Consider the following 22,563-nt stretch of genomic DNA (forward strand, 5'->3'; position numbering starts at 1 on the left):
GGAGGGTGGCGTTTGTGCCGCGATGGAGGTTATTCGTCGGCGTGGTTTTTGCCAAGGATCCAGCCAAGTTCGGGATGGTTTTCCCAGTATTGGTCGAGGATGGGGGCGATGGTGTGTTCTGGGAAGGCTGTGGCTCCGTGTTTGAGGAGGAGGGTGGCGATGTCCGGCCGTTGGTAGAGTGCGGCGAGGGTGAGCGGGGTGTGGCCTGTTTTGTCCGCAAGGTTGGGGTCGGCTCCTTGCGCGAGCAGGGCGTGGACGAGGCGGATGTTTTGTTCGCGGCAGGCTTCGGTGAGGGGGCGGTTGCCGTGGTTGTCCGCCGCGTTGATGTCGGTTCCGTATTTCCGGAGGAGGGGGATGACGGTTGCTGTCTGTTCGTGCATGGCGGCGAAGGCGGGGGTCTGGCCGTCGTTGTCCCGTGCGTTGAAGTTTGCACCGTGTGCGGCGAGGCAGCGGATGACGGCGGGCCGGGCGTTGTCGCAGGCATGGAAGAGAGGGGTGCGGCCGTGTGGGTCGCGGGCGTTGATGTTTGCTCCGAGGTGGAGGAGGTAATGGACGAGAGCCGGGTTGCCGGAGGCGCAGGAGATGGCGAGGAGTTGTTCTTTTTCCATGGTTGCCTGCAGCGGGAGTCCTTTGGAGGCGAGGTGGCGGACGAGTGGCAGGTTACCCGCCGCGCAGGCCGGGGTGAGGAGGGTGGTTCCGGTGCGGGTGATGGCGTGCAGGTCTGCTCCCGCTTGTTCGAGCAGGGCGAAGATGGCGGTTTGGTGCGGAGCGCAAGCGAGGTAGAGGGCGGTAGCTCCGTCGTTGTTTTTGCTGGCGGGGTCGGCTCCGTGGCGGAGGAGGGTGCGTATGAGGTCGGGGCTGGCGTTTCGGCAGGCTGCCATGAGCGGGGTTTCTCCGGAGGGGCTGTGGATGTCGGGCCGGGAGCCTGTGGCGAGGAGTTTGCGGACGAATTCGGTGTCTCCCGTGCGGCAGGCGTGGATGAGGGTTTCGATGCCGTCCGGCGTGGATGTGTCTGCGATGGCTCCGTGGTCGAGGAGCATGTGGGTGATGGCCGGGTTGTAGGTGCCTGTTTTTCTGGCGTTTCCGATGTGACGCAGCAGGTTGTGCCGGCTGTTGACGAGGGTGCGTGCCTGTTGTTTGCCGGTATGCCGGAGGAGTTCGCGGACGAGTTCTGTTTGGCCGTGGAGGACGGCGAGGTCGAAGGGCGTTTGTTGTTGTGCGTTGGGTTCGGCGAGCCGGAGTCCTTGTCGGATGAGGTGAAGGGCGATGTCGGTTTTGCCCTGCGTGCACGCTTGGTGGAGGAGGGTGTTGCCAAGGTTGTCGCGGGTGCGGATGTCTGCTCCCTTGGCTATGAGGTGCTGGACGAGAGGGAGGTTGCCCCATGCACAGGCGATGGAGAGAGGTATGTCGTGCCTTTCGGAGAGGTGGTTGATGTTCGCCCCGTGTTGAAGGAGGAGGTCGACGGTGGGGATGCTGCCGGAGGCGCATGCTGCGAAGAGGGGCGTTTCCCGATGGATGTTGACGGCGTGTACGGGTTCTCCGCGTGCGAGGAGGAGGCGGACGAGTTCGGGAGATCCGGCACGGGCTGCCCGGTGGAGGAGTGTGTTTTTCTCTCCGGAGTCCGGTGCCGGATGCCATTGCGCTCCTTGAGCGAGGAGGTAGCGGATGGTTTCCATATTGCCGGAGGTGCAGGCGGCGGCCATGATGTTGCGTGAGCGGGGGATTTCTCCATGCCTGTTGGCTCCTTCGTGGATAAGATGTTTGACGAGGAGTATGTTGCCGGAGCTGCATGCTGCTTCGAGAGGGGTGGCGCCTGTGGCATCCGGGCAGTTGATGGAGGCGTGGAGGGTGTCGATCAGGTATGCGGCGAGTGGGAGGTTTCCAAGGCTGCAAGCCCATGTGAGGGGTGTTTCGGATGTGGGGTCGTGCGGGCGGATGGGGACGTCGATGGATGTCCCTGTGAGGATTGTTTCTTCGATGGATGAAGCCGGGGAAGGGTATCCGGCGTTGTTGTTCTGCGGAAGGGTGTAGATGCGGGGAGGAATCATCCATGAGGGTAGGGTGTTTTCCGGGGTGGGGAAGTAGCCGGGGATGTATGCCACCGGGCGAATGCGAAGTTGTTTGCGGTCGGTGAGGCGGATGATGATGGTTTTCGCTTGGCGGCGGAGGCGGTGTATGGTAGCTGCGATGTTTCCGGCCGGTTTGTATTGGTTGATGGCCGGGAGGTTGTCCAGCATGGGGCGGAGCAGTGGATTTGCGGCCATGTGTTCGGCGACGGTGGGGTCGTTTGTGGGGGGGTAGGGGTTTGCTCCGTAGGAGAGGAGTATGTGGATGGTGCCAGGTGAGTCGGGGTTGTAGGAGAGTGGGGTGTTTCCGTCGTTGTCGGGAGCGTTGGGGTCGGCTCCGCAGGTGAGGAGGAGGAGGGCGACACGGTTTGCGGAGATGCTGGCTGCATGGTGCAAGGCGGTTTCGCCTTCAGGGGTGATGGCGGAGACGTCGGCCCCATGCTGAAGGAGGAGGTGGAGGTAGGGCAGTTTTTCGTCGTGGCAGTTGTTCTGGAGGAGGGTGGGGGTGTGCGGATCCGGGGTGAAGTCAGGATCGGCCCCTTGCTGGAGGAGGTACGCGAAGGCGGGGAGGTTGCCGTGTTCCATGGCGATGGAGAGGGGTGTTTTGCCTGCATGGTTGGCGATGTCGGTGGCGGCTCCGTGCCGGATGAGGAGGGCGGTTATTTCGAGTTTGTCGTCGCTCGTGCAGGTTTGCATGAGGGGTGTGTTGCCTTCGGGATCGCGTTCGTTGGGGTCGGCTCCCCGGCGGAGGAGGTGGGCGGCGGCGGTGGAGTCGCCGCTTTGGCAGGCTTTGTGCAGGGTCGTGATGTTGTCGTGTGAGGCCTCAGGCGGGGTGCCGAATGTGGTTTCCGGGCGTTGAGCGGGAGGGACGGAGGTTGAGATGTGGCTGGATGTCCTGCCGGTGTTCCACCGGAGGGATGGGGTGATGAGGTCGAGGGCGGTTTGGCCGTTTTTGTTGAGGAGCGAGGCGTTCGCCCCCCGGTGGAGTAGGGCGAGGGCGGCCGCGGGGTGGTTGTGCCTGCTGGCGAGGTGGAGGGGTGTGTTGCCCGCTTCATCGCGCGCGTGGATGTCTGTTTTCCGGTCGAGGAGGTAGTGGATGAGGGAGATGTGGCCGTTTTGTGCGGCGAGAAGAAGGGTTTCTTTGGCGGAGAGTCTGGGGGTGTCGATGGGGTATTTTTGTGCAATGTAGTGGTCGATGAGGTGGCTGTGGCCTGTATAGAGGGCGGCGGCGAGGCGTGTTTTTTGAGGGTCGAGGTTGAGGTTTTGTTGTTGTTCGAGGGTTTCGAGGTGCTGGACGAGGTTGAGGTTGCCGCTGAAGATGGCGGCGTCGATGCAGGATGTTTCTTCCGACCCATGGCCGGTGATGTCTGCTCCGTGGTCGAGGAGGAGGCGGACGAGTTCGAGGTTGCCGGTGTAGCAGGCGGCACAGAGGGGCGGTGCTTCTTCGAAGGGTTCAATGTTGGGGTTTGCCCCCCGGGAGAGGGCCATGCGGACGAGTTCGACGTCTCCGCTGGCGCAGATGTAGTGGAGGTTGCTCGAGAGTTGTTCGGTAGTAGGCGGGGTGTTGAGGGAGAGGTAGTGGCGGATGGCTTCCGGGTTACCGGATAGGCAGGCGTAGCGGAATGTGCTGTCTTCGGTCTGATAGTGCCGGGTGGAGGTGGCTCCTCGGGCGATGAGGTGCCGGATGAGGGTGAGGTTGCCTGTCTCGTATGCTTCCTGAAGCGGGGATGGGGTGTTGTAGGATGTTTTGTTGACGTCGGCATGGTGCCGGTCGATGAGTTCGGCGACGAGCTGCATGTTTTGTTCCCGGATGGCGCGGGTGAGGGCCGTCTGGTGAGGTAAGATGTGGTTTTGCTGTGCACGTTGTCCGTATGCTTGGTCGACATGGAGTTTGCCCTGCCGGATGAGTTCCATTTGGCGGTTCAGGATGTGGGCATCGGATGCGAAGTCGGGTAGAGGAGATTGTTCCATGAGGGGCCACGGCGGGGCTGGTTGGAGGGCCGGATCAAGGGATGAGGGCGCGGTAGAGAGACCGGCCAGCAGGGCAAGGTGCAGGAGGATGCTCATGGGATGGTGAGGGGGGTGAAGGAGGCGGGGCACAGTCGATTCCGACCGATTTCGATTCTATCCGGGTTCGGGCTTGCGTGTCAAGGTTCCAATCCGGTATTTTCGGATAACATTTTTGTGATAACATTTGAACGGATGTGCAGGGTTCGGGGTTTCATTGTTATGCATGAGAAGAGTCCGTGGGAATCGCTGAAGGGTATAGGCAGGGCGCTCTGGAATTATTCCGGTACGCTTGCATCTCTTGCTTTGCTCATCGGTGTTTTGGCGATGATGCTACTGCATATGAATTCAGACCGCGGGCGAGCCGATGAGTTTTTGTATTATCGCGGGCTGGTGGATGAGCCGGATCAGAAGATGCCGATCGGGATCGGCCATATTCAGAAGCGGGAGGAGGCGAATCTCGGCGAGCATGTGCGGTTCGAGTATTCGGGCGGTAAGCTGCGCCGCGTGGTGTGTGCGGATGCTCAAGGCGTTCCGTTGGCTGTGGATTCCTGCGGCGTGGCGATTCTGAAGATGGTGTATGATGAGGCCGGGCGGGTGGTTCGCAAGGAGAATCTGGATGCTGCAGATCATTTGTGCAACGATTGCAGTGGGGTGGCGGTGCGAGAGTTTCAATATGACGAAGCCGGCAGGTTGGTCGGGATGAAGGTGGAGAATGTGCGCGGCGAGTTGGTGGCGCCCGCCAATCTGGGGTATGCCGAGGTTCGATATGTGTACGACGGAGGGAGGCTGGCGACGACGCTGTTTTTGAATGCGAAGGGGAAGCCCGGCGTGAATCGCCTGGGGCAGGAGGAGTTGCGCTATATTTACGATGAGGCCGGACAGTTGGTTGCTGTGAAGAATTATGTGGCAGGCCATCCGGCGAATAATGTGTACGGGTATGCCGAGAAGAAGATGGCGTATAATGAGCGGGGGCTTGTGTCGGCGATTTCGTTCGAGGATGCAGAGGGGAAGCCTGCCCTCAGCCGAAATCCGGACGAGGGTTGCATGATGCTCAGCCGGACGTATGACGATGCCGGAAGGTGTGTGTCCGAACGTTTTTATAATGAGAAGGGCGAGTTGTCGCTGTCTCCGGTGCGGAATTATGCCGAGTGCGCGCGGGAGTACGATGAGGCAGGCAATATGCTTAGCGAGCGGTATCTGGATGACCGGGGGGATCTTTCGGTGTGTCCGCAGGTCGGTTACGCGGAGCGGGTGTGCCGCTACGACGATGGGAATCGCGTGGTGGGGGAGGTGTTCCGCGATGCTTTGGGGAGGCCCGGTAAGCCTGAGGGGAATCCGGCTGCGCGAGCCTGTTTGCAGAAGAGGTATGTGTACGATGGCAGCGGGACGCGCCGCCGGGTGGTTTCCGTGAATGGAGACGGCAGCAAGTGTATGGAGATTCTGAATCGCTGATGCAGGGCGGCGGCTGTGACCTGCCTGCGTTCAGTGCCCGGTTTCGTGCAGGATGCCTTCGAGTTCGCCGATGCTTTCGACGCGGGCGAGTTGGGCGCGCAGGCTTTTTCCTCCGGGGAGGCCTTTGCCGTAGGCGATGAGGCGGGAGCGAAGCATGCGCATGGTGTGCAGTTCGTCGCCGTAGCGCGTGGAGTCGATGGCAAGGCGTGCGTGGCGGAGGATGAAGGCGATGCGTTCGCTATCGGACGGAGGAGGGGGGATGTTTCCGGTGCGGAGGTATTCCCGGGTTTGGGCGAAGATCCACGGGGAGGTCATGGCGGCGCGGCCGATCATGACACCGGAGACGGCGGTGGTTTCGCGGATGCGCCGGACATCTTCGGGGGTGGAGATGTCCCCGTTACCGATGACGGGTACGGGGCAGGCTGCGGCGCAGGTGTGGATGGCGTCCCAATCGGCCCGGCCACCGTATTGCTGGGAGCGTGTGCGTCCATGGATGGCGATGGCGGAGATGCCTGCCTGTACGAGGCGGTCGCAGGTTTCGAGGGCGCAGATGGTTTGAGCGTCCCATCCGAGGCGTATTTTGGCGGTGACGGGTACGTCCATGCCGACGCTTTGGACGATGCTGCGGGCGATTTCGGAGAGGAGGGGGAGGTCTTTCAGCAGGGAGGAGCCTCCGTTTTTACCGACGACTTTGGGGACGGGGCAGCCGCAGTTGATGTCGAGGAAGTCGGGGTGCATGGCATCGACGATGATGCGGGCGGCTTTGGCCATGTTGGCTGGGTTAGCTCCGAATATCTGGATGCCGAGGGGGCGGTGCTGCGGTTCGAATTCGATGTAGCGGCGGTTGCGTTCCCATGCTTGGAGGACTCCTTCGGTGGAGACGAATTCGGTGACGAGGATGTCTGCTCCCAGTTCTTTGCAGAGGGTGCGGAAGATGGGGTCCGTGACTCCCGCCATGGGGGCGAGGTAGAGGGGGAAGGCGTTGCCGTTGAACCAGGGGAGTGTGTACATCGTGCGCCGGGAGGGCGGCGCATTGTACCCGTTTTGTCATGGCATGGGAAGAAAAATGCGTGTCCGGGTCTTGTGTGGCAGGTGGAGTTGGGTTAGAATGGCGCGTCTTATGAGCATTGAAGATTATGCCAATCCGTATGTTCTCGATCTGGTGGCCTATGAACCGGGCAAGCCGATCGAGGAAACCGCCCGCGAGCTGGGCCTGAATCCCGAGGATATTGTGAAGCTCGCTTCGAACGAGAATCCGCTCGGCCCGTCGGCCGTGGCGGTGGACGCGATTGCGAAGGCGGCGGCGGGGGTGCATATTTACCCGGACGGTGCGGCGTTCGATTTGCGGACGGCGATCGCCCGGCGGCACGGCGTGGATTTCCGCGAGACGGCGGTCGGTACGGGCAGCAGCGAGATTATCGAGCTGGTGTGCCACGCGATGCTGAATCCGCAGGCGGAGGTGATTGCCGCGAAGCATGCTTTTTCGATGTACCCGATTATGGCGAAGCTGTTCGGCGCCCGTTACGTGGAGGTGCCGAACAAGCCGGACTGGTCGCACGATTTGCAGGCGATGCTGAAGGCGATTACGCCGAATACGCGTGTCGTGTTTATTACGAATCCGACGAATCCCGTGGGCACGGTGGTGTCGCAGCAGGAGATCGACGATTTCATGGCGGCGGTGCCGGAGCATGTGCTGGTGTGTTTCGACGAGGCCTATTACGAGTTTTCCGAGGTTCCGGCGGATACGGTGAAGTTCGTGAAGCAGGGCAGGAATGTGATTGTTCTGCGTACGTTTTCCAAGGTGTACGGTCTTGCGGGGATTCGTGTGGGGTATGGGCTTGCGCCCGAGTCGGTGTGCCAGATGCTGCATAAGGCCCGTGCTCCGTTCAATTTGCATTTGATTGCCCAGTCGGCGGCTCTCGCTGCGCTGGAGGATCAGGAGCATGTGCGGAGGACTGTGGATATGACGCGTGCCGGGATGAAGGTTTATGAGGAGGCGTTCCGTGAGATGGGGCTCGAATGGGTGCCCAGCCAGGGCAATTTCGTACTCGTGAAGGTGGGCGAAGGCCGCAAGGTGTTTCAGGAGATGCTGCAGAAGGGTGTGATCGTGCGTGCGCAGGACGGCTACGGGCTGCCCGAGTATATCCGCATTACGATCGGTACGCCGGAGCAGAATGCGAGGTGCCTTGAGGTGCTGCGCGAGGTGCTGGGCAAGTAGGCGCAGGCCGTTCTGCGATTGAGTTTTTTCAGGAACCGGGGATTCCCCGGTTCCTTTTTGTTGTCCGTGGCATGAAGCGGGATATTTCGCTGGTCTAGTTATGGTTCTATTGTTTTGCTCATACTTTTTTAGATGTGTTTTCATTTGTTATACGTATTTGTTACTATTGGCGTTTCTGATGTCAGGAGCGGTACAAGGAAACAGATCATGATGAAAATACATTTGATGACAGGCATAGCTCTGGCGATCGGATTGGGTGCAACGGTTCATGCGGTTCGGGCCGGAACTGCTCCGGCGACGCATGGCGACGATTCGGCAGTGGAGAAATTCGATGTGTACAGGGAAATATCTCCGCTGTCCATTACACCCGGAGGATGGATCAGGGAGTATCTTGTCCGCCAGCAGAAGGGGCTTTCCAGCCATCCGGATGCACAGGGATATCCATTGAACACGAATATGTGGGACGGCGTGATTCCTTCGCAAAGCAAGAGCTGGTGGCCTTACGAGCAGACGGGGTATTATCTGGACGGTATGGCGAGGCTGGGCTACCTGCTCAGCGACGAAAAACTTTTGTCCCGGTATCAAAGAAATATCGACTGGGTGGTTTCCCACCCCACCGACAAGGGGCTGATCGGCACGAGCCTGTATTGCAATCCTTCGCATTGGCCCAATGCCGTGTTTTTCAAATCGGTGATTCCCCATGTGATGGCGACGGGCGATCAAAAGACGATTGATGCATGGCATCGTCATTATACGGCGACTTCTGCGAAGGATATCGGATTGGGCGAGCGCAATGTCCTGAATGTGGAAGGTCTGCTGCGAACATACGGGTGGACGAACGATAAGGCTCTGCTGCAGAAAGCAGAAGATGCCTATGTGATTCATGATAAGGATCCCGGTTCTTTTCAGTTGCCCTATTCCCTGGTAAAATCCGACCATAAGGTGGTGATTCACGGAGTGACGTTCGCCGAAGCCTTGAAGCTCCCGGTGCTGTTCTATATGTACACGGGCAAGAAGGAATATCTTGATGCGGCAGAAAAGGGAATGCGTACGGTCATTCGCGATCATATGAGCGATAGCGGCGTGCCGTCGAGTACGGAATACCTGTCGACCCGCGATCCTCTGCAGGCCCACGAAACCTGTGTTTCTTCGGATTTTGCCTGGACTCTGGGTTATTACCTGATGGCTACGGGGAATGCGGTGTATGCGGATATGCTGGAGAAGGATTGCTTCAATGCGGGGCCGGGAGCCGTCAACAAGGATTTTACCGGGCTGCAATATTTCTCCGCCGACAATCAGGTGATTGCGACGGGGTGCAGCAACCATGCCAAAAACAGGCGAGGAGGAAACTGGATGCAGTACCGGCCCGACCACGAGCCCGCCTGCTGCCCCGGCAATGCTCATCGCCTGATGCCTATTTATGCCACCCGGATGTGGATGCGGGACAGGAAGGGCGGTATCGTCGCCGCTCTGTACGGGCCTTCGGAAGTGACGTTCGAGCATGGTGGCATAAAGGTGACCATCGAAGAGAGAACTTCCTATCCTTTCGACGAGAAGGTTGCCTTTGTTTTCAAGGTGGACGGCGCGGTAAAGATTCCTTTTTCCTTCCGTATTCCGGGCTGGTGCGGCAAGCCGTCCGTTTCCGTGAACGGAAAGCCTTACAAGGGAGATTTGAAGCCCGGTGCGTATGTGACGCTTGACAGGACGTTCAAGTCCGGCGACAAAGTGGAGGTGCGTTTGCCGATGCCTGTCCGCCTGAACCGATACCAGAATGCGCTGAGCGTGGAACGAGGCCCGGTGCTGTATTCCTATGCGGTGCCGGAAAAAGTGGAAGTCGATGTCAAGGCGACCAAAAACAAGGATTTTCCCGCTCTTGCCATTACGCCGACGGGAGACTGGAATTATGCGCTGGATGTCAATGAGAACAATTTTGCGAAGCGTGTTTCCGTGATTCCTGCCAGGGATGGCGCCTATCCGTTCGACGGCGGTTCCGGGGCTCCTGCCTTGAAGGTGCCCGTGCGCAAGGTCAAAGGGTGGGCGCTGGATCAAGGGAAGATGACGCCGCCGATTCCGATCGCCTATGAACTGGAAAAAGAGCAGGAATGGTTGACCCTCGTTCCCTATGGGGCGACAAGGTTGCGGATGACCCATTTCCCGGAGTGCGTGGAGCGTGTGGAAATCCCGGTGGGCGGATGGGAGATTTCCCCCGCCTATGATTATGACAAGTCACGCCTGATCGATGATCAGAAGTTTGCCCCGGAAACGGGAGATGCGGTGGAGTGGAAGCCGGCTTCACCCAATGGTTCGGGGATTGTCGATCTGTCGAAGGCTCTTGATGAAAAGAAGGGATTGGCCTACGCCCGGACGACGATCGAAAGCGATCGTTCCGGCAAGGCATGGCTGGCAGTCAATGCCAAGGATAGCTGCATCGTATGGCTGAACGGGAAGATCGTTCACAGGATGGAGCCCCCGAACGATGTCGAATTCCAAGCCCCGGATATGGTGCCTGTGACTTTGAATAAGGGCAGAAACGAGGTGCAGGTGAAGGTTGCCAAGAGTTTTCCGGTCGTTCCTGTTGGCCAGTATCCTGCAGGCTGGGGCGTTCGCCTCCGTTGCGTGCGCGATAAATAACAGCGTACTCCGTTTGTTGGAATGCAATTTAGAAGACGCTCCTTCCGCCAACCGGAAGGAGCGTTTTGCATGCGTCAAATCGTCAATGAGTTCCGATGGCGTTTCCGGGAGGCGGCGTGGTGTGTTCTTGCTCGAAGGTGTAGGTGACCGGAAGGTTCCGTGAAGAATTGCCTATGGAGATTCGGTAGGTGCCCGAGGGGATTTCCCATTTGCCGGATTGCTCGTTCCAGAATCTTTTTTCCTTGTCGGTCAGTGTGAAAGAGACGGTGCGGGATTCGCCGGGGTTCAAGAAAACTTTTTCGTATCCGACCAGTTCGCGGACGGGCATTTGCGCTTGTCCATCGGGTTTGGACAGGTAGCACTGGACAACTTCGGCTCCCGCCTTTTTACCGGTGTTGGTGACGATGACTTCGAATGTGTCCTTGTTGCCGCTGTTTTTTTTGTCGAAGCTGAATGTGGTATAGGAAAGGCCGTATCCGAACGGGAAGCGGGGGGCGATACCCGCTTTGTCAAAGTGGCGGTATCCGACCCAGATGCTGTCCCCGTATCGTTGTTCCGGACGCTTGTCATGTCCGTTGGCATCCTTTTCGATAACGCCGGGGTAGGAGATTGTGCCCGTGCTGTGGCTGAGCCAGTCTTCCAGTTTTTTGCCGAAGGTTTGCGGCAGTTTGCCGGAAGGGTTGGCCTTGCCGAAGATGATGTTCGAAGCGGCGGTTCCGGCTTCCTGTCCTCCGTACCACGTGACGAGAACGGCGGGCACTTGGTCGATCCATTCTTCCATCTGTACAGGAGCGCCTACTGTCAGAGCCACGATGACGGAGGGGTTGGCTTCGATGATGCGTGCGATCAATTCGGCCTGTTTGCCTTTGAGGTCGAGGTCGGGTTTGTCCGAGTCAGGCAGGACGCCCCAGCCCAGTTTTTCCTTGTCGTAAGTGTGGTCCGTACCTCCGAAGAAGAGGACGATGTCGGCCTGTTTCGCCGCATCTACCGGGTCCATTTCTTTCAGGTTCGGGCAGGAGCGGATTTTGGGTTCTTCAAAGCGGAATCCGGGTGCGTAGAGGACGTTTTCTTCCCCGAAGAGGTCGACGATTGCTTTCAGGGGGGTGATTTCATGCGTGCCGCGGATAGCGCCCGAGCCTCCTCGCGTGTGCAGGGTCGATCCGTCTGCCATGGTGTGGTATTGGTCGGCATTGGGGCCGATGACGGCGATTTTTTTGATCTTGTCGCGGGAGAGGGGGAGGATATTTTGGTTGTTTTTGAGGAGTACGACGGCTTCTTCGGCAATCCGGCGGGCGATGTCGGCCTGCTGTGGCGTGTTGGCCGGGCCGCCCGTGGCGCGGTCGAATGCGCCGATGCGGAAGAGGAGGCGGAGGTTGCGCCGTACGGCAGCGTCGAACATGTTGCGGTCGATTCTGCCTTCTTGTACGGCTTTGGCGATGGCTTTATCCTTCCCGGCGTTTTTGCCGGAGGGCATTTCCAGCGTGCAGCCACCATTGATGGCGGGTACATCTCCGTGCCATGCCCCCCAGTCGGAGACAAGGGCTCCATCCCACTTGAGTTCATCGTACAGGAGGGTGTTGAGCTTTTTGTTGTGTGAAGGGTACTGGCCTCGAACCAGGTTGTACGAGGTCATGATGGACCAGGGGTTGGAGTTGTCGATCGCGATCTGGAAGGGGCGGGCATAAATTTCGCGCAGGGATCGCTCGTCGGTATCGACGTTCATGACGGTGCGCGCCCATTCCTGATCGTTCAAGACCCAGTGTTTGGCGCATACGGCGACGCCCTCTCCCTGGACGCCGTTGATATAGCCGGCTGCCGTCATGCCGGCAAGGTAGGGATCTTCGCCGAAGTATTCAAAGGAGCGTGCTCCCAGCGGCGTGCGCATCATATTGATTCCCGGCCCCAGGATGACGCGGCCGTGGGCCGCCCTTGTTTCTTCTCCCAGCACCTTCCCGGCGAGTCGGACGAGTTCCCTGTTCCATGTGGCGGCCATGGCGATGCCGCAAGGGAGAGCCGTGGAAGGTTTCCCTTCTTCCAGCCGGACGCCCTGCGGTCCGTCGAACATGCCGAATTCGGCGAGTCCGATGCGAGGGATGCGCCCATAGGAGAATGTGGAGGCTCCGTGCAGAAGTTCGGCCTTTTCCTCCATGCTCAGGCGCGGGAGGAGGTCGTCGATTCGTTCTTCGATGGGCAAGGATGCATTTCTGTATTTTGCGTCGATCAGCGAAGCGTCGGTCGGGGGAGCGATCGGTTTGATTTCCTCTTTTTGGTTGACGTCGGCGAATTGCTGTCCCATGGCGGCGGAAATGGCGGCGAGGGCAAAACAGGAAGCTGTTATGGAATGGTATCGCATGGCTTTTATACGAGGCGGGCAGCATGATTGTATCATGAAATGAGTTTCTGCTTTCAAGTTTGTGTCCGGATCGTCTACGGCCATGCCGTTTTTTCGGCTTTTCTGTTTTGATGATTCGCTGCAGGCTGCCGGGACGTATGCTGTGTTTCCTGTGTGAAAAGTGAGGTGTGAGTATCACCTCTTGACGCGTGAAGGCTGAGGGAGATGCGCTTTATTGTCCGGTGCCGCAGTTTTAACCTTGACGGATAGGGTCTAACAGGAGTATTGAAGACCTATGTCCGATTACCAGCTGGATCAGCAGAGGCCCGTTTCGGCGGGGAGAACACAGTTGCGCGTGAATGCGTTTCTGAACAAGGTGTATTTGTGGATGGCTTTCGGCCTGCTGGCGACGGCGTTGACTTGCCATGCGACGGTGACGTCGGCATTGTTCATGACGTGGCTGAGCGGGAATTTCGGTATTTTTCTGTGTCTGTGCCTTGCCGAGCTGGGGCTGGTGTGGTGGCTGTCGTCTGCGATTGCCCGCAATGCGATCGGTACGGGTACGGCCCGGTTCATGTTCCTGCTGTATGCGGGGTTAAGCGGTGTGACGCTGGGGCCGCTGGTGATGTTTTATACGGCCGAGTCCCTGACGCTGGCTTTTGCCTGTACGGCGGGCACATTCGGTGCGATGACGATTGTGGGGCTGGTGACGAAGCGGGATATGAGTACATGGGGGCGCACGCTGATGATGATTCTGATCGGTCTGATTATTGCAATGGTTGTCAATATGTTTGTGGGTAGTTCCACGCTTGATCTCGCGATCAGTCTGGCAGGGGTGCTGCTGTTCTCGATCCTGACTGCCTACGATACGCAGAAGCTGCTGCGCGCCGGGGAGTCGATGGACGGTAACGTTGCGGACAAGGCTGCCGTGCTGGGTGCGCTGGAGCTGTATCTCGATTTCATTAATCTGTTCATCTTTCTGTTGCGCCTGCTGGGCCGCAGGAATTGACGGGATGCCGGATTTCCGGTTCGTTTTTCTTCCCCGGTGCGGCAGGGCCGTGCCGGGTGTTTTTATGTCTTTCTATCTGTTTTCAAACGGCCGGAGAGGTTTTGCGGTCGCATACGGTAAACAAGGAGTTGAGATGAAGAAGACTTTTACCCTGTATAGCGAAGATCTGGGCGGCATCGCTTCGCCGATGCACCGCCATTTGAGCGTGGGAGGCAGCGATTGCTCGCCCCAGTTGTCTTGGGAGAATGCTCCGGACGGTACGCGGAGTTTTGCCGTGACGATTCACGATGCCGATGCTCCGACGGGGAGCGGTTTTTGGCACTGGATTCTGGTGGATTTGCCGCCGGATGTGTCGGCGCTGCCATCCGGGGCGGGCGATCCCTATGCCGGGGGCTTGCCCGGCAAGGCCCTGCAAGCGCGAAACGATGCGGGCGTGTGCGGCTATACGGGGCCTTTTCCTCCTCCCGGCCACGGGTGGCATCTGTATCTGGTGACGGTGTATGCTCTGGATGTCGATTCGCTGTGCGTCGAGAGCGGTACGCCTGCGGCGCAGATCGGTTTCCGGCTCTGGGAGCATACGATCGAGAAGGCTTCTCTGGTGTTTTACGATCGGGTGCCGGCCGTGTGAAGCCGCCCGGCGGGCTAACGCCTGCCCGCCGGGACGTCCGGAGGGTGAAAGAGGACTCGACTTCGGAAAGAAGCCGCCACGCGAGGATGGTGCCGCGAACGGTTGCTTTCGTGCGCGTATGATAAGGCATGCGCCGCAGGATGCGGCTCCGCCTGTGGAGCGTTTTGCCTGCAGGCGGTGTTTACAGTTCGGAATCGAGCTGTTTCATGCGTTTGTTCCTTTCGAGCCACGCGCAGAAGATGCAGAATTCGTACAGGAGGTACATCGGCAGCGCCATGATGAGCATGGTGGCCGGGTCGGGCGTGGGGGCGAGGATGAGGGCGAGGATGAGGATGGCGGCGATGGCGTAGGTGCGCGTGCGGCTCATCAGTTCGTAGGTGAGGATGCCGAGTTTGACGAAGGGGATGACGAGGACGGGCAGTTCGAAGGTGATGCCGAACATGAAGACGAGTTTGGTGGCAAAGGCGAGGTAGTAGCCGATGCGCCAGTCGTTTTCGATGCCCATGCCAATGGAGTATTCATAGAAGAAGCTCAGGACGCGCGGCAGTACGACGAAGTAGGCGAAGGTGCAGCCCGCCAGAAAGAGGCCGAAGCCGAAGGCGATGCTTTTGTATACGAGGCGGCGTTCGTGGTCCAGCAGTCCCGGCACGATGAATTGCAGCAGGAAGAACATCAAGAGGGGGAAGGAGATGACGAGGCCGCCGTAGAAGGACATTTTGAGCGAGAGCATGAAGGCTTCGCCGGGTTGGAAGGCTCCCATGAGTTTCAGGGAGTCATGGCCGCTGCCGTTGCGGAGGATGGCTCCTTCGTTTTTCAGCGTGGCGGCGAGTTCGGCGATGGCCGGAGTTTCCGCAGCCTCGCGTATGTAGGCATCCCTTCTGTTTTCAGGGAGGAGGCCGGAGGCGCGGAGGATGGCGGCAGCCTGCGCCAGATGGCGTATCTGCTCGGGTTCCTGCTGAAGCAGGGCTCGGCGGCCCTTGGCTTCGAGTTCCGGCAGGGCGCCGGAGAGTTGTTTGGCTCGGGTCCAGTCGTCGACGGTGATGCCGCCGGGCAGGTGGGAAGTTTCGTAGCGCGTCCATACCTGATCGGCGGGATAGCGCAGTATGTCCATCAGCGCGGGAGCGAACTGGAAGCAGAGAAGCATGGTGATGGCGAGGGTCAGCGCCATCCGCATGAGGACTTTCCGCAAGTCGTCCAAGTGGTCGAGGAAGGGTTTTTCCTCGTCCATGGTCTGAATCTGCACTTTTTCACGCAGGCGGAATATGTGTTTCAGATAAAACACGTCCGCGACAGTGTACGCGAAACGGGGCGTGTTTCAAGCGGAAAGCGCATCATCGCCGTTCTTCCTCCCTCTTTGGTTCCCATGTTGCCGCTGCGGAGGATTGACTTGGTGCGGGGGATGGTGCTTCAGCAATGGGTGTACGAGAGGATGCGAGGAAACGGCGTATGCGGAAGAGCAGATGATTGATGTGATGCTTCTTGCCATATCAGGTGATTGTGGTAGGGTGTACGCAGGAAGGACAGGATCGTATGATTGTTTTTTTCAATTTTTTGAACTGGATCGTTTTGCAGCCATTGGCGATGGCTTTGTTTCTGCTTCCTGAGTTTGAGGGAGGAAAGAGTCTTCCCATACATGGGGCTTTGGGGTATGTGATGCTGTTTGCGGGTTGGGTGTTCAGTTTGTTGTGCCTGCTTTTGTGCGGATGGAGTGCCGCATGTGTCTGGTATATGAGGCGGAGGGGGTGCCGAAGTCCGTGGGTCATGGGTATGCTGATGGTTTTGCCTTATACCGTGTTGTTATTGATTGTGAATGAGTGGCCGTCGTTTCTCGTGATCGGGTGGGTCGCCAACGGCGTGTGTTGTGCCGCGATGTCGTGGATATGGGTGTCCCGTGAGAGGCGGAATGCGGTGGTGAAACGGTAATGCTGAGGCTTTTCGTTTTCGGCGGCGCATACGCACTTCTCGCTTCCTTTCCCCGGTGCGGTGTGCTTTACTCTGCGCATGTCAAAGAATCCTGTTGTTCTGATTATTCGCGATGGTTGGGGCCGCAATCCCCAGGGGCCTGAAGCCGCCCAATGTGCAGGCGATGCGACGGTGCTTGCGAACACTCCTTTTACCGACAAGCTGCTTGCCGAATGCCCGCATAGCCTGCTGGGCGCATCCGGCGAGGCGGTGGGTCTTCCCGACGGCCAGATGGGCAATTCCGAAGTGGGTCACCTGAATCTTGGCGCAGGCCGCGTGGTGTATCAGGATCTTTGCCGCGTGGATCTGGCGATCAAGGACGGTTCCCTGAAGCAGAACAAGCCTTTGCAGGATGCCTATGCAAAGGCGAAGGATTCCCGCCTGCATTTGATGGGCCTCGTCAGCGATGGTGGTGTACACAGCCATATCAACCATCTCGTGGGGCTGGTGCGCCTTGCCTATGAAGCGGGCGTGCGCGATATTTGCATTCATGCGATTACGGATGGCCGCGATTGCTCTCCGACGAGCGGTGCAGGTTTCATCAAGCAGCTTCAGGATGCCATCGCTCCCTACGGTGCGAAGATTGCAACGGTGATCGGCCGTTTCTACGCGATGGACCGCGACAAGCGTTGGGACCGCAACAAGCTTGCATGGGATGCGATCGTGCTCGGCCGCGGCGAACAGTGCACCTGCACGCCTGCCGAATACGTCGAACAGCGCTATGCCGCCGGAGAGACGGACGAGTTCCTGAAACCCGGAATTTTCGCCTACGGCAATGAACAACGCGTGCGAGACAACGATGTGGTGTTCTTCTTCAATTTCCGCGCCGACCGTGCCCGCCAGATTTCGGAAGCGTTCCTGTATCCCGAGTTCGACGGTTTCGAGCGCGAGGTGCAACCGAAGATCGAGTATCTGACGCTGACGGAGTACGATGCGAAGTATCCCTCTCCGATCGTGTTCGATCAGGAGAAGCTGGACAATATTCTGGGCGAAGTCCTGGCCGAGAATCATTTGAAGCAGCTCCGCATCGCCGAAACGGAGAAGTACGCCCATGTGACGTTTTTCTTCAATGGCGGCGTCGAAAAGCAGTTCGACGGCGAAGACCGCATTCTCGTTCCTTCTCCCCGTGAAGTGGCGACGTACGATCTCAAGCCGCAGATGAGCGCTTCGGAAGTGGCTGACAAGTTCGTGGATGCCATCGGCAATTACGATGTGGCGATCATGAATTTCGCCAATCCGGATATGGTGGGCCATACGGGCTACCTGGAAGCCGGGATTGCGGCTTGCGAGGCGGTGGACAAGGCTCTGGAACGCTGCGTGACGAAGATCCGCGAACTGGGCGGCAAGGCTCTGATCTGCGCCGACCACGGCAACTGCGAAAATATGCTGAATGCCGACGGTTCCGTCAATACGGCGCATACGACGAATCTGGTGGATCTGATCTACGTCGGTCCCGATCAGGATAAGGTGAAGTTGAGCGACGGTATTCTTGCCGATCTTTCGCCGACGATTCTTGCTCTTCTCGGGATCGCCCAGCCGAAGGAAATGACGGGGCATTCCCTCGTTTCTTCCAAATAAGGATCGGTTGCCGCGTTTTTACGGGTCCGGAAGGTTTATCCTTCCGGATCTTTTTTTTGCGGTTTGCATTTTATTGAAAAGAATAATAGTTTGTTGACGTAATACGGATATGCTTTCCTTGCGATTACTGCCAAAGAATTCTGTTTCGGTTGCTCTTTCCGTGCTCGTTTGCGGGCTGGCGGCCGATGCACGCGAAACGGTCGATTTGACCGGAAAATGGACATTCTCTTTCGGGAATGAAGCCTCACAAAAGGTCGATGTGCCTCATACATGGAATGCCGAAGACGGCGTTGCCGGACCGAAGTCGGGCAAAGGGTCGGCTCTTTCCGCCCAAAGCAGCAGCTACAAGCGCGGCGTGGGCACGTACGAGCGTGAACTTCCGGTGAAGCCCGGCAAGGACAAGCGGTATTTCGTCCGCTTCGACGGAGCATCGATTGTTACGGACGTCGCCGTCAACGGCAAGCCTGTGGGCAGGCATGAAGGCGCGTTCGGCGCATTCTGCTTCGAAATTACCGATGCCCTGAAGGACAGCGGCAATACGATCACGGTGAAAACGGACAATACGTTCAATAAAAACATTCTGCCGCTCGCGGGAGATTTCACGATGTTCGGCGGCCTGTACCGCCCCGTCACGCTGATCGAAACGGAGCAGACCTGCATCGCCCCGGATTATTATGCCTCGCCGGGCGTTCTGATCTCGCAGGACAAGGTGACGCCGCAATCGGCTTCCGTCACGGTCAATACGCTGGTCAGCTCCGGCAAGGAGGCATCCGGTAAAACCGAGGTGAAAGTGGATATCCGGGATGCGAAAGGCAAGGTTGTGGCAACCGGAAGCGGAGGCGTATCCGCCGGTACGGACGGCCCCGGCCGTGCAGAGGTGAAGCTGAATATTGCGCGGCCCGTACTCTGGCAGGGCCGCAGCAATCCGTATCTCTACAAGGTTACGGCCCGCACGCTGGTGGATGGCAAGGAGACGGACCGTGTGGAGCAGCCGCTGGGCCTGCGTACGATCGGGATCGATCCGAAAAAGGGATTTCTTCTGAACGGCAAGCCGATGCAGATCAAGGGCGTGTGCCGCCATCAGGATATGGAGGGGAAAGGCTGGGCGTTGTCGAAGGCGGATGAGGAAAAGGATATGAAAATGATATTGGATATGGGTGCGGACGGCCTGCGGACGGCGCACTATCCGCAGTCCGGCCATATCTATGATATCTGCGACAAGTCCGGCGTGATCGTTTGGAGCGAAGTGTCGGCCGTGGAGCGCGTGTACGACAACCCGGCTTTCAAGGACAATATGAAGCAGCAGGCGACAGAGATGCTGCTGCAGCACGGCAACCATCCGTCGATCTGCATGTGGGGGATCTTCAACGAGATTTACCATCAATGCGGTTCCGATATGAAGGGCGTTGATATGGAAGGTACGCTGAAGGAGCTGAAGCAGCATATCAAGTCTCTGGATGTTTCCCGTCCGGTCGTGGGTGCGACGAACCAGCAGGGCCGCCGCAGTTTGAACGAGATTCCCGATTATCTGGCTGCCAACATGTACCCCGGCTGGTACGGCGGCGGCCCCGACGGTATGAAGGGTTCGGTCGAGGGATATGTGAAGGCGTATCCGGACAAGGGTATTGCCGTGAGCGAATACGGGCACGGGGCGGATATCGCCGTGCATGAAGAGCAGGTCAAGCAGCCGGCTCCGTTTTCCAGGCACCATCCGGAAGAATGGCAGTCTTACGGCCACGAGAGGAATTACAATGCCATCCGCCAGCGTCCCGAAGTTTGGGGTTCGTTCATCTGGAACATGTTCGATTTCGGCAGCAGCGAACGTAGCGAAGGCGCAAAGCCCGGCATCAACGACAAGGGACTGGTGACCTATGACCGCCAGACTCCGAAGGATGCCTATTTCTTCTACAAGGCGAACTGGAATCCGGAACCGATGGCTTATATTACCTCGCGCCGTTTCACGGAACGCAAGGCAACCGAAACGACGGTGAAAGTGTACACGAACTGTGACAGTGTGACGCTGTACGTCAACGGCAAGCAGGTTGGCAAGGCCGCGAAGCCGGACGATCTGTGCATTGTGAAGTGGGACAAGGTTCAGTTGAAGCCCGGAGAGAATACGGTCAAGGTGGTCTCGAACCGCAAGGGCAAGAGGGTGTCCGACTCCTGTACATGGAACGTCCGTTCGTAGATCGGTAGCCGCGCTTTTACGGATCCGGAAGGTTGAACCTTCCGGATCTTTTTTTTTGCGCGATTCGCTTTTGTTGAAAAAAACAACTCTTTCCCGCCGTAGTCTTTTTATGCTTTCCTTGCGTTTACGGTCAATGAATTCTGTTTCTATTGCCCTTTCCGTTCTTATTGGCGGGATGGCGCTTGATGCCCGCGAAACGGTCGATTTGACCGGAAAATGGACATTTTCTTTCGGGAATGAAGCCCCACGGCAGGTCGATGTGCCCCATACATGGAATGCCGAAGACGGCGTGGACGGTCCGAAGACGGGCAGGCACCCCGGTTTTTCCGTGGGTAGTTCCAGCTACAGGCGCGGCGTGGGTACGTACGAGCGGGAACTTCCGGTGAAGCCCGGCAAGGACAAGCGGTATTTCGTCCGCTTCGACGGAGCATCGATCGTCACGGACGTCGCCGTCAACGGCAAACCTGTGGGCAGGCATGAAGGCGCGTTCGGCGCGTTCTGCTTCGAAATCACCGATGCCCTGAAGGACAGCGGCAATACGATCACGGTGAAAACGGACAATACGTTCAACAAAAACATTCTGCCGCTCGCGGGAGATTTCACGATGTTCGGCGGCCTGTACCGCCCCGTCACGCTGATCGAAACGGAGCAGGCCTGTATCGTGCCGGATTTTTATGCCTCGCCGGGCGTTCTGGTTTCGCAGGACAAGGTGACGCCGCAATCGGCTTCCGTGACGGTGACTACTCTTGTGGGGTTTCGCAAGGATGGCATGGTGGACGTGAGTACGACCGGTTACGATTCGTCGGGGGAACCTGTGACGAAATTGTGCATGGGCCGAACAGGATCATTGGTGAAAGTCGAGATCAGGGATGCCCGGGGTAAGGTCGTAGCATCCGGAGAAGCCCGGCCGTTGCATCAACCGGATGCCGCTTTCGCGGCTGCTGCCGGGAAATTGCCGGATATGGCGGCTGTGACGCTGAATGTGCCCGAACCTGTTCTTTGGCAGGGCCGCCAGAATCCGTATCTCTATACGGTGACGGCGCGTATGTTTGTGGATGGAAAGGAGACGGACCGTGTGGAGCAGCCGCTGGGCCTGCGTACGATCGGGATCGATCCGGAAAAGGGGTTTCTTCTGAACGGCAAGCCGATGCAGATCAAAGGCGTGTGCCGCCATCAGGATATGGAGGGGAAAGGCTGGGCGTTGTCGAAGGCGGATGAGGAAAAGGATATGAAAATGATATTGGATATGGGTGCGGACGGTTTGCGTACGGCGCACTATCCGCAGTCCGGCCACATTTACGATATCTGCGACAAGTCCGGAATGATCGTTTGGAGCGAAGTTCCCGCTGTGCAGATGGTTTCCGACAGTCCCGAATTCGTGAAGAATATGAAGCAGCAGGCGGCGGAGATGCTGCTGCAGCACGGGAATCATCCGTCGATCTGCATGTGGGGCATCTTCAACGAGATCGGCCACCTGAATACGGCGGAAGACAGGCAAGTGGATATGGAGGCTGTGCTGAAGGGGTTGAAGGGGCATGTGAAATCCCTGGACGCTTCCCGTCCGGTTGTGGCGGCGACAAATCAGCCGGGCCGCCGCAGTTTGAACGAGATTCCCGATTATCTGGCGATCAATACGTACCCCGGATGGTATGGCGGAGGTCCGGACGGCATGCGCGGTTCGATCGATGGATATCTGCGAGGTCGGGAGACGCTGGCGATCAGCGAGTATGGCCACGGTGCGGATGTGGCCGTGCATGAAGTGCCCGTTCGGCAGCCCAGGCCGGTTTCCTCCCATCATCCGGAGGAGTGGCAGGCCTACGGCCACGAGAGGAATTACAATGCCATCCGCCAGCGGCCCGAAGTGTGGGGTTCGTTTGTCTGGAACATGTTCGATTTCGCCAGCAGCGAACGCCGGGAAGGAGCGAAGCACGGCATCAATGACAAGGGGCTGGTGACCTATGACCGCCAGACTCCGAAGGATGCCTATTTCTTCTACAAGGCGAACTGGAATCCGGAACCGATGGCTTATATTACCTCTCGCCGTTTTACGGAGCGCAAGGCAGCCGAAACCGAGGTGAAGGTGTACACGAACTGTGACAGCGTGACTCTGTACGTTAACGGCAGGCAAGTCGGACAGCCCGTGAAGCCGGACGATCTGTGCGTTGCGAGATGGGACAAGGTGTCGCTGGATGCCGGAGAGAATACGGTGAAGGTAGTGGCTCGCACAAGGGGCGTGGTCGTGGCCGATTCCTGTGTCTGGCGCTTGTCCCGGTGAATGTTTTCCGATGCGGGCTGTCCGGGTGCACTCCGGATGATCCGTTTCGGTGTGGACGCTCCGTTTGAGAGGTGCGGAGCGTCCTTTTTGTTGTTCTGTTCCGGCTGCGGTTGTGGCCGGATGGTTTGTTGCACACGAAGTGGAGTTTGGCTTGGGTATGAAAAAAACCGCCCTGCACGGAATGCAGGGCGGTGCGAGTCGGAAGGAGGCCGGA

At 58.4% G+C, this 22,563-nt stretch carries 12 protein-coding genes; 8 read left to right on the forward strand and 4 right to left on the reverse strand.

All coding sequences use genetic code 11. The annotated features are described in order from the left end of the window. Positions 1 to 29: 29 nt before the first annotated feature. The gene (locus tag PYTT_RS09340; RefSeq protein WP_067777854.1) at positions 30 to 4,133 is read right to left on the reverse strand and encodes an ankyrin repeat domain-containing protein; all 4,104 of its coding nucleotides are present in this window, start codon (positions 4,131 to 4,133) and stop codon (positions 30 to 32) included. Between the two features lie 162 nt (positions 4,134 to 4,295). On the opposite strand from PYTT_RS09340, the gene PYTT_RS09345 reads away from it, so the two are divergent. Beyond that, entirely contained in the window at positions 4,296 to 5,528 is a 1,233-nt protein-coding gene (locus PYTT_RS09345) for a hypothetical protein (RefSeq protein WP_067777855.1), read from the forward strand. A gap of 30 nt (positions 5,529 to 5,558) precedes the next feature. Here PYTT_RS09345 and dusB read toward each other — a convergent pair whose 3' ends face one another. After that, positions 5,559 to 6,539: a tRNA dihydrouridine synthase DusB gene (dusB, locus tag PYTT_RS09350; RefSeq protein ID WP_067777856.1), complete on the reverse strand. Its 981-nt coding sequence runs from the start codon at positions 6,537 to 6,539 to the stop codon at positions 5,559 to 5,561. A gap of 109 nt (positions 6,540 to 6,648) precedes the next feature. On the opposite strand from dusB, the gene hisC reads away from it, so the two are divergent. Both hisC and PYTT_RS09360 read left to right on the forward strand, forming a co-directional pair. After that, positions 6,649 to 7,746: a histidinol-phosphate transaminase gene (hisC, locus tag PYTT_RS09355; RefSeq protein WP_067777857.1), complete on the forward strand. Its 1,098-nt coding sequence runs from the start codon at positions 6,649 to 6,651 to the stop codon at positions 7,744 to 7,746. A 207-nt stretch (positions 7,747 to 7,953) separates the two neighbouring features. Next, a complete protein-coding gene (locus PYTT_RS09360; RefSeq protein ID WP_067777858.1) occupies positions 7,954 to 10,377 on the forward strand; it encodes a beta-L-arabinofuranosidase domain-containing protein in 2,424 nt (807 codons plus the stop codon). A gap of 82 nt (positions 10,378 to 10,459) precedes the next feature. Here the strand turns inward: PYTT_RS09360 and PYTT_RS09365 are convergent, their stop codons facing one another. Beyond that, positions 10,460 to 12,730, reverse strand: coding sequence for a beta-glucosidase (locus tag PYTT_RS09365; protein ID WP_071133430.1), 2,271 nt, complete (start codon positions 12,728 to 12,730; stop codon positions 10,460 to 10,462). 274 nt (positions 12,731 to 13,004) lie between these two features. On the opposite strand from PYTT_RS09365, the gene PYTT_RS09370 reads away from it, so the two are divergent. Further along, positions 13,005 to 13,718 (forward strand): Bax inhibitor-1/YccA family protein, encoded by a 714-nt coding sequence (locus PYTT_RS09370; RefSeq protein WP_067777860.1) that lies wholly within the window; start codon positions 13,005 to 13,007, stop codon positions 13,716 to 13,718. 133 nt (positions 13,719 to 13,851) lie between these two features. Beyond that, the gene (locus PYTT_RS09375) at positions 13,852 to 14,346 is read left to right on the forward strand and encodes a YbhB/YbcL family Raf kinase inhibitor-like protein (RefSeq protein WP_067777967.1); all 495 of its coding nucleotides are present in this window, start codon (positions 13,852 to 13,854) and stop codon (positions 14,344 to 14,346) included. 181 nt (positions 14,347 to 14,527) lie between these two features. Here the strand turns inward: PYTT_RS09375 and tatC are convergent, their stop codons facing one another. After that, entirely contained in the window at positions 14,528 to 15,574 is a 1,047-nt protein-coding gene (gene tatC, locus PYTT_RS09380; protein ID WP_141675922.1) for a twin-arginine translocase subunit TatC, read from the reverse strand. A 773-nt stretch (positions 15,575 to 16,347) separates the two neighbouring features. Between tatC and gpmI the strand changes: the two genes are divergently transcribed. The 3 genes from gpmI to PYTT_RS09400 all read left to right on the forward strand — a co-directional run bounded on the left by gpmI (position 16,348) and on the right by PYTT_RS09400 (position 22,349). After that, the gene (gene gpmI, locus PYTT_RS09390; RefSeq protein ID WP_067777863.1) at positions 16,348 to 17,886 is read left to right on the forward strand and encodes a 2,3-bisphosphoglycerate-independent phosphoglycerate mutase; all 1,539 of its coding nucleotides are present in this window, start codon (positions 16,348 to 16,350) and stop codon (positions 17,884 to 17,886) included. A 118-nt stretch (positions 17,887 to 18,004) separates the two neighbouring features. Further along, positions 18,005 to 20,074 (forward strand): glycoside hydrolase family 2 protein, encoded by a 2,070-nt coding sequence (locus PYTT_RS09395; RefSeq protein ID WP_172801802.1) that lies wholly within the window; start codon positions 18,005 to 18,007, stop codon positions 20,072 to 20,074. A 133-nt stretch (positions 20,075 to 20,207) separates the two neighbouring features. Then, positions 20,208 to 22,349, forward strand: coding sequence for a glycoside hydrolase family 2 protein (locus PYTT_RS09400; protein ID WP_172801803.1), 2,142 nt, complete (start codon positions 20,208 to 20,210; stop codon positions 22,347 to 22,349). The last annotated feature ends 214 nt before the right edge of the window (positions 22,350 to 22,563 follow it).

It is taken from the genome of Neoakkermansia glycaniphila, from assembly GCF_900097105.1.
In the GTDB taxonomy this organism is placed as follows: Bacteria; Verrucomicrobiota; Verrucomicrobiia; order Verrucomicrobiales; family Akkermansiaceae; genus Akkermansia; species Akkermansia glycaniphila.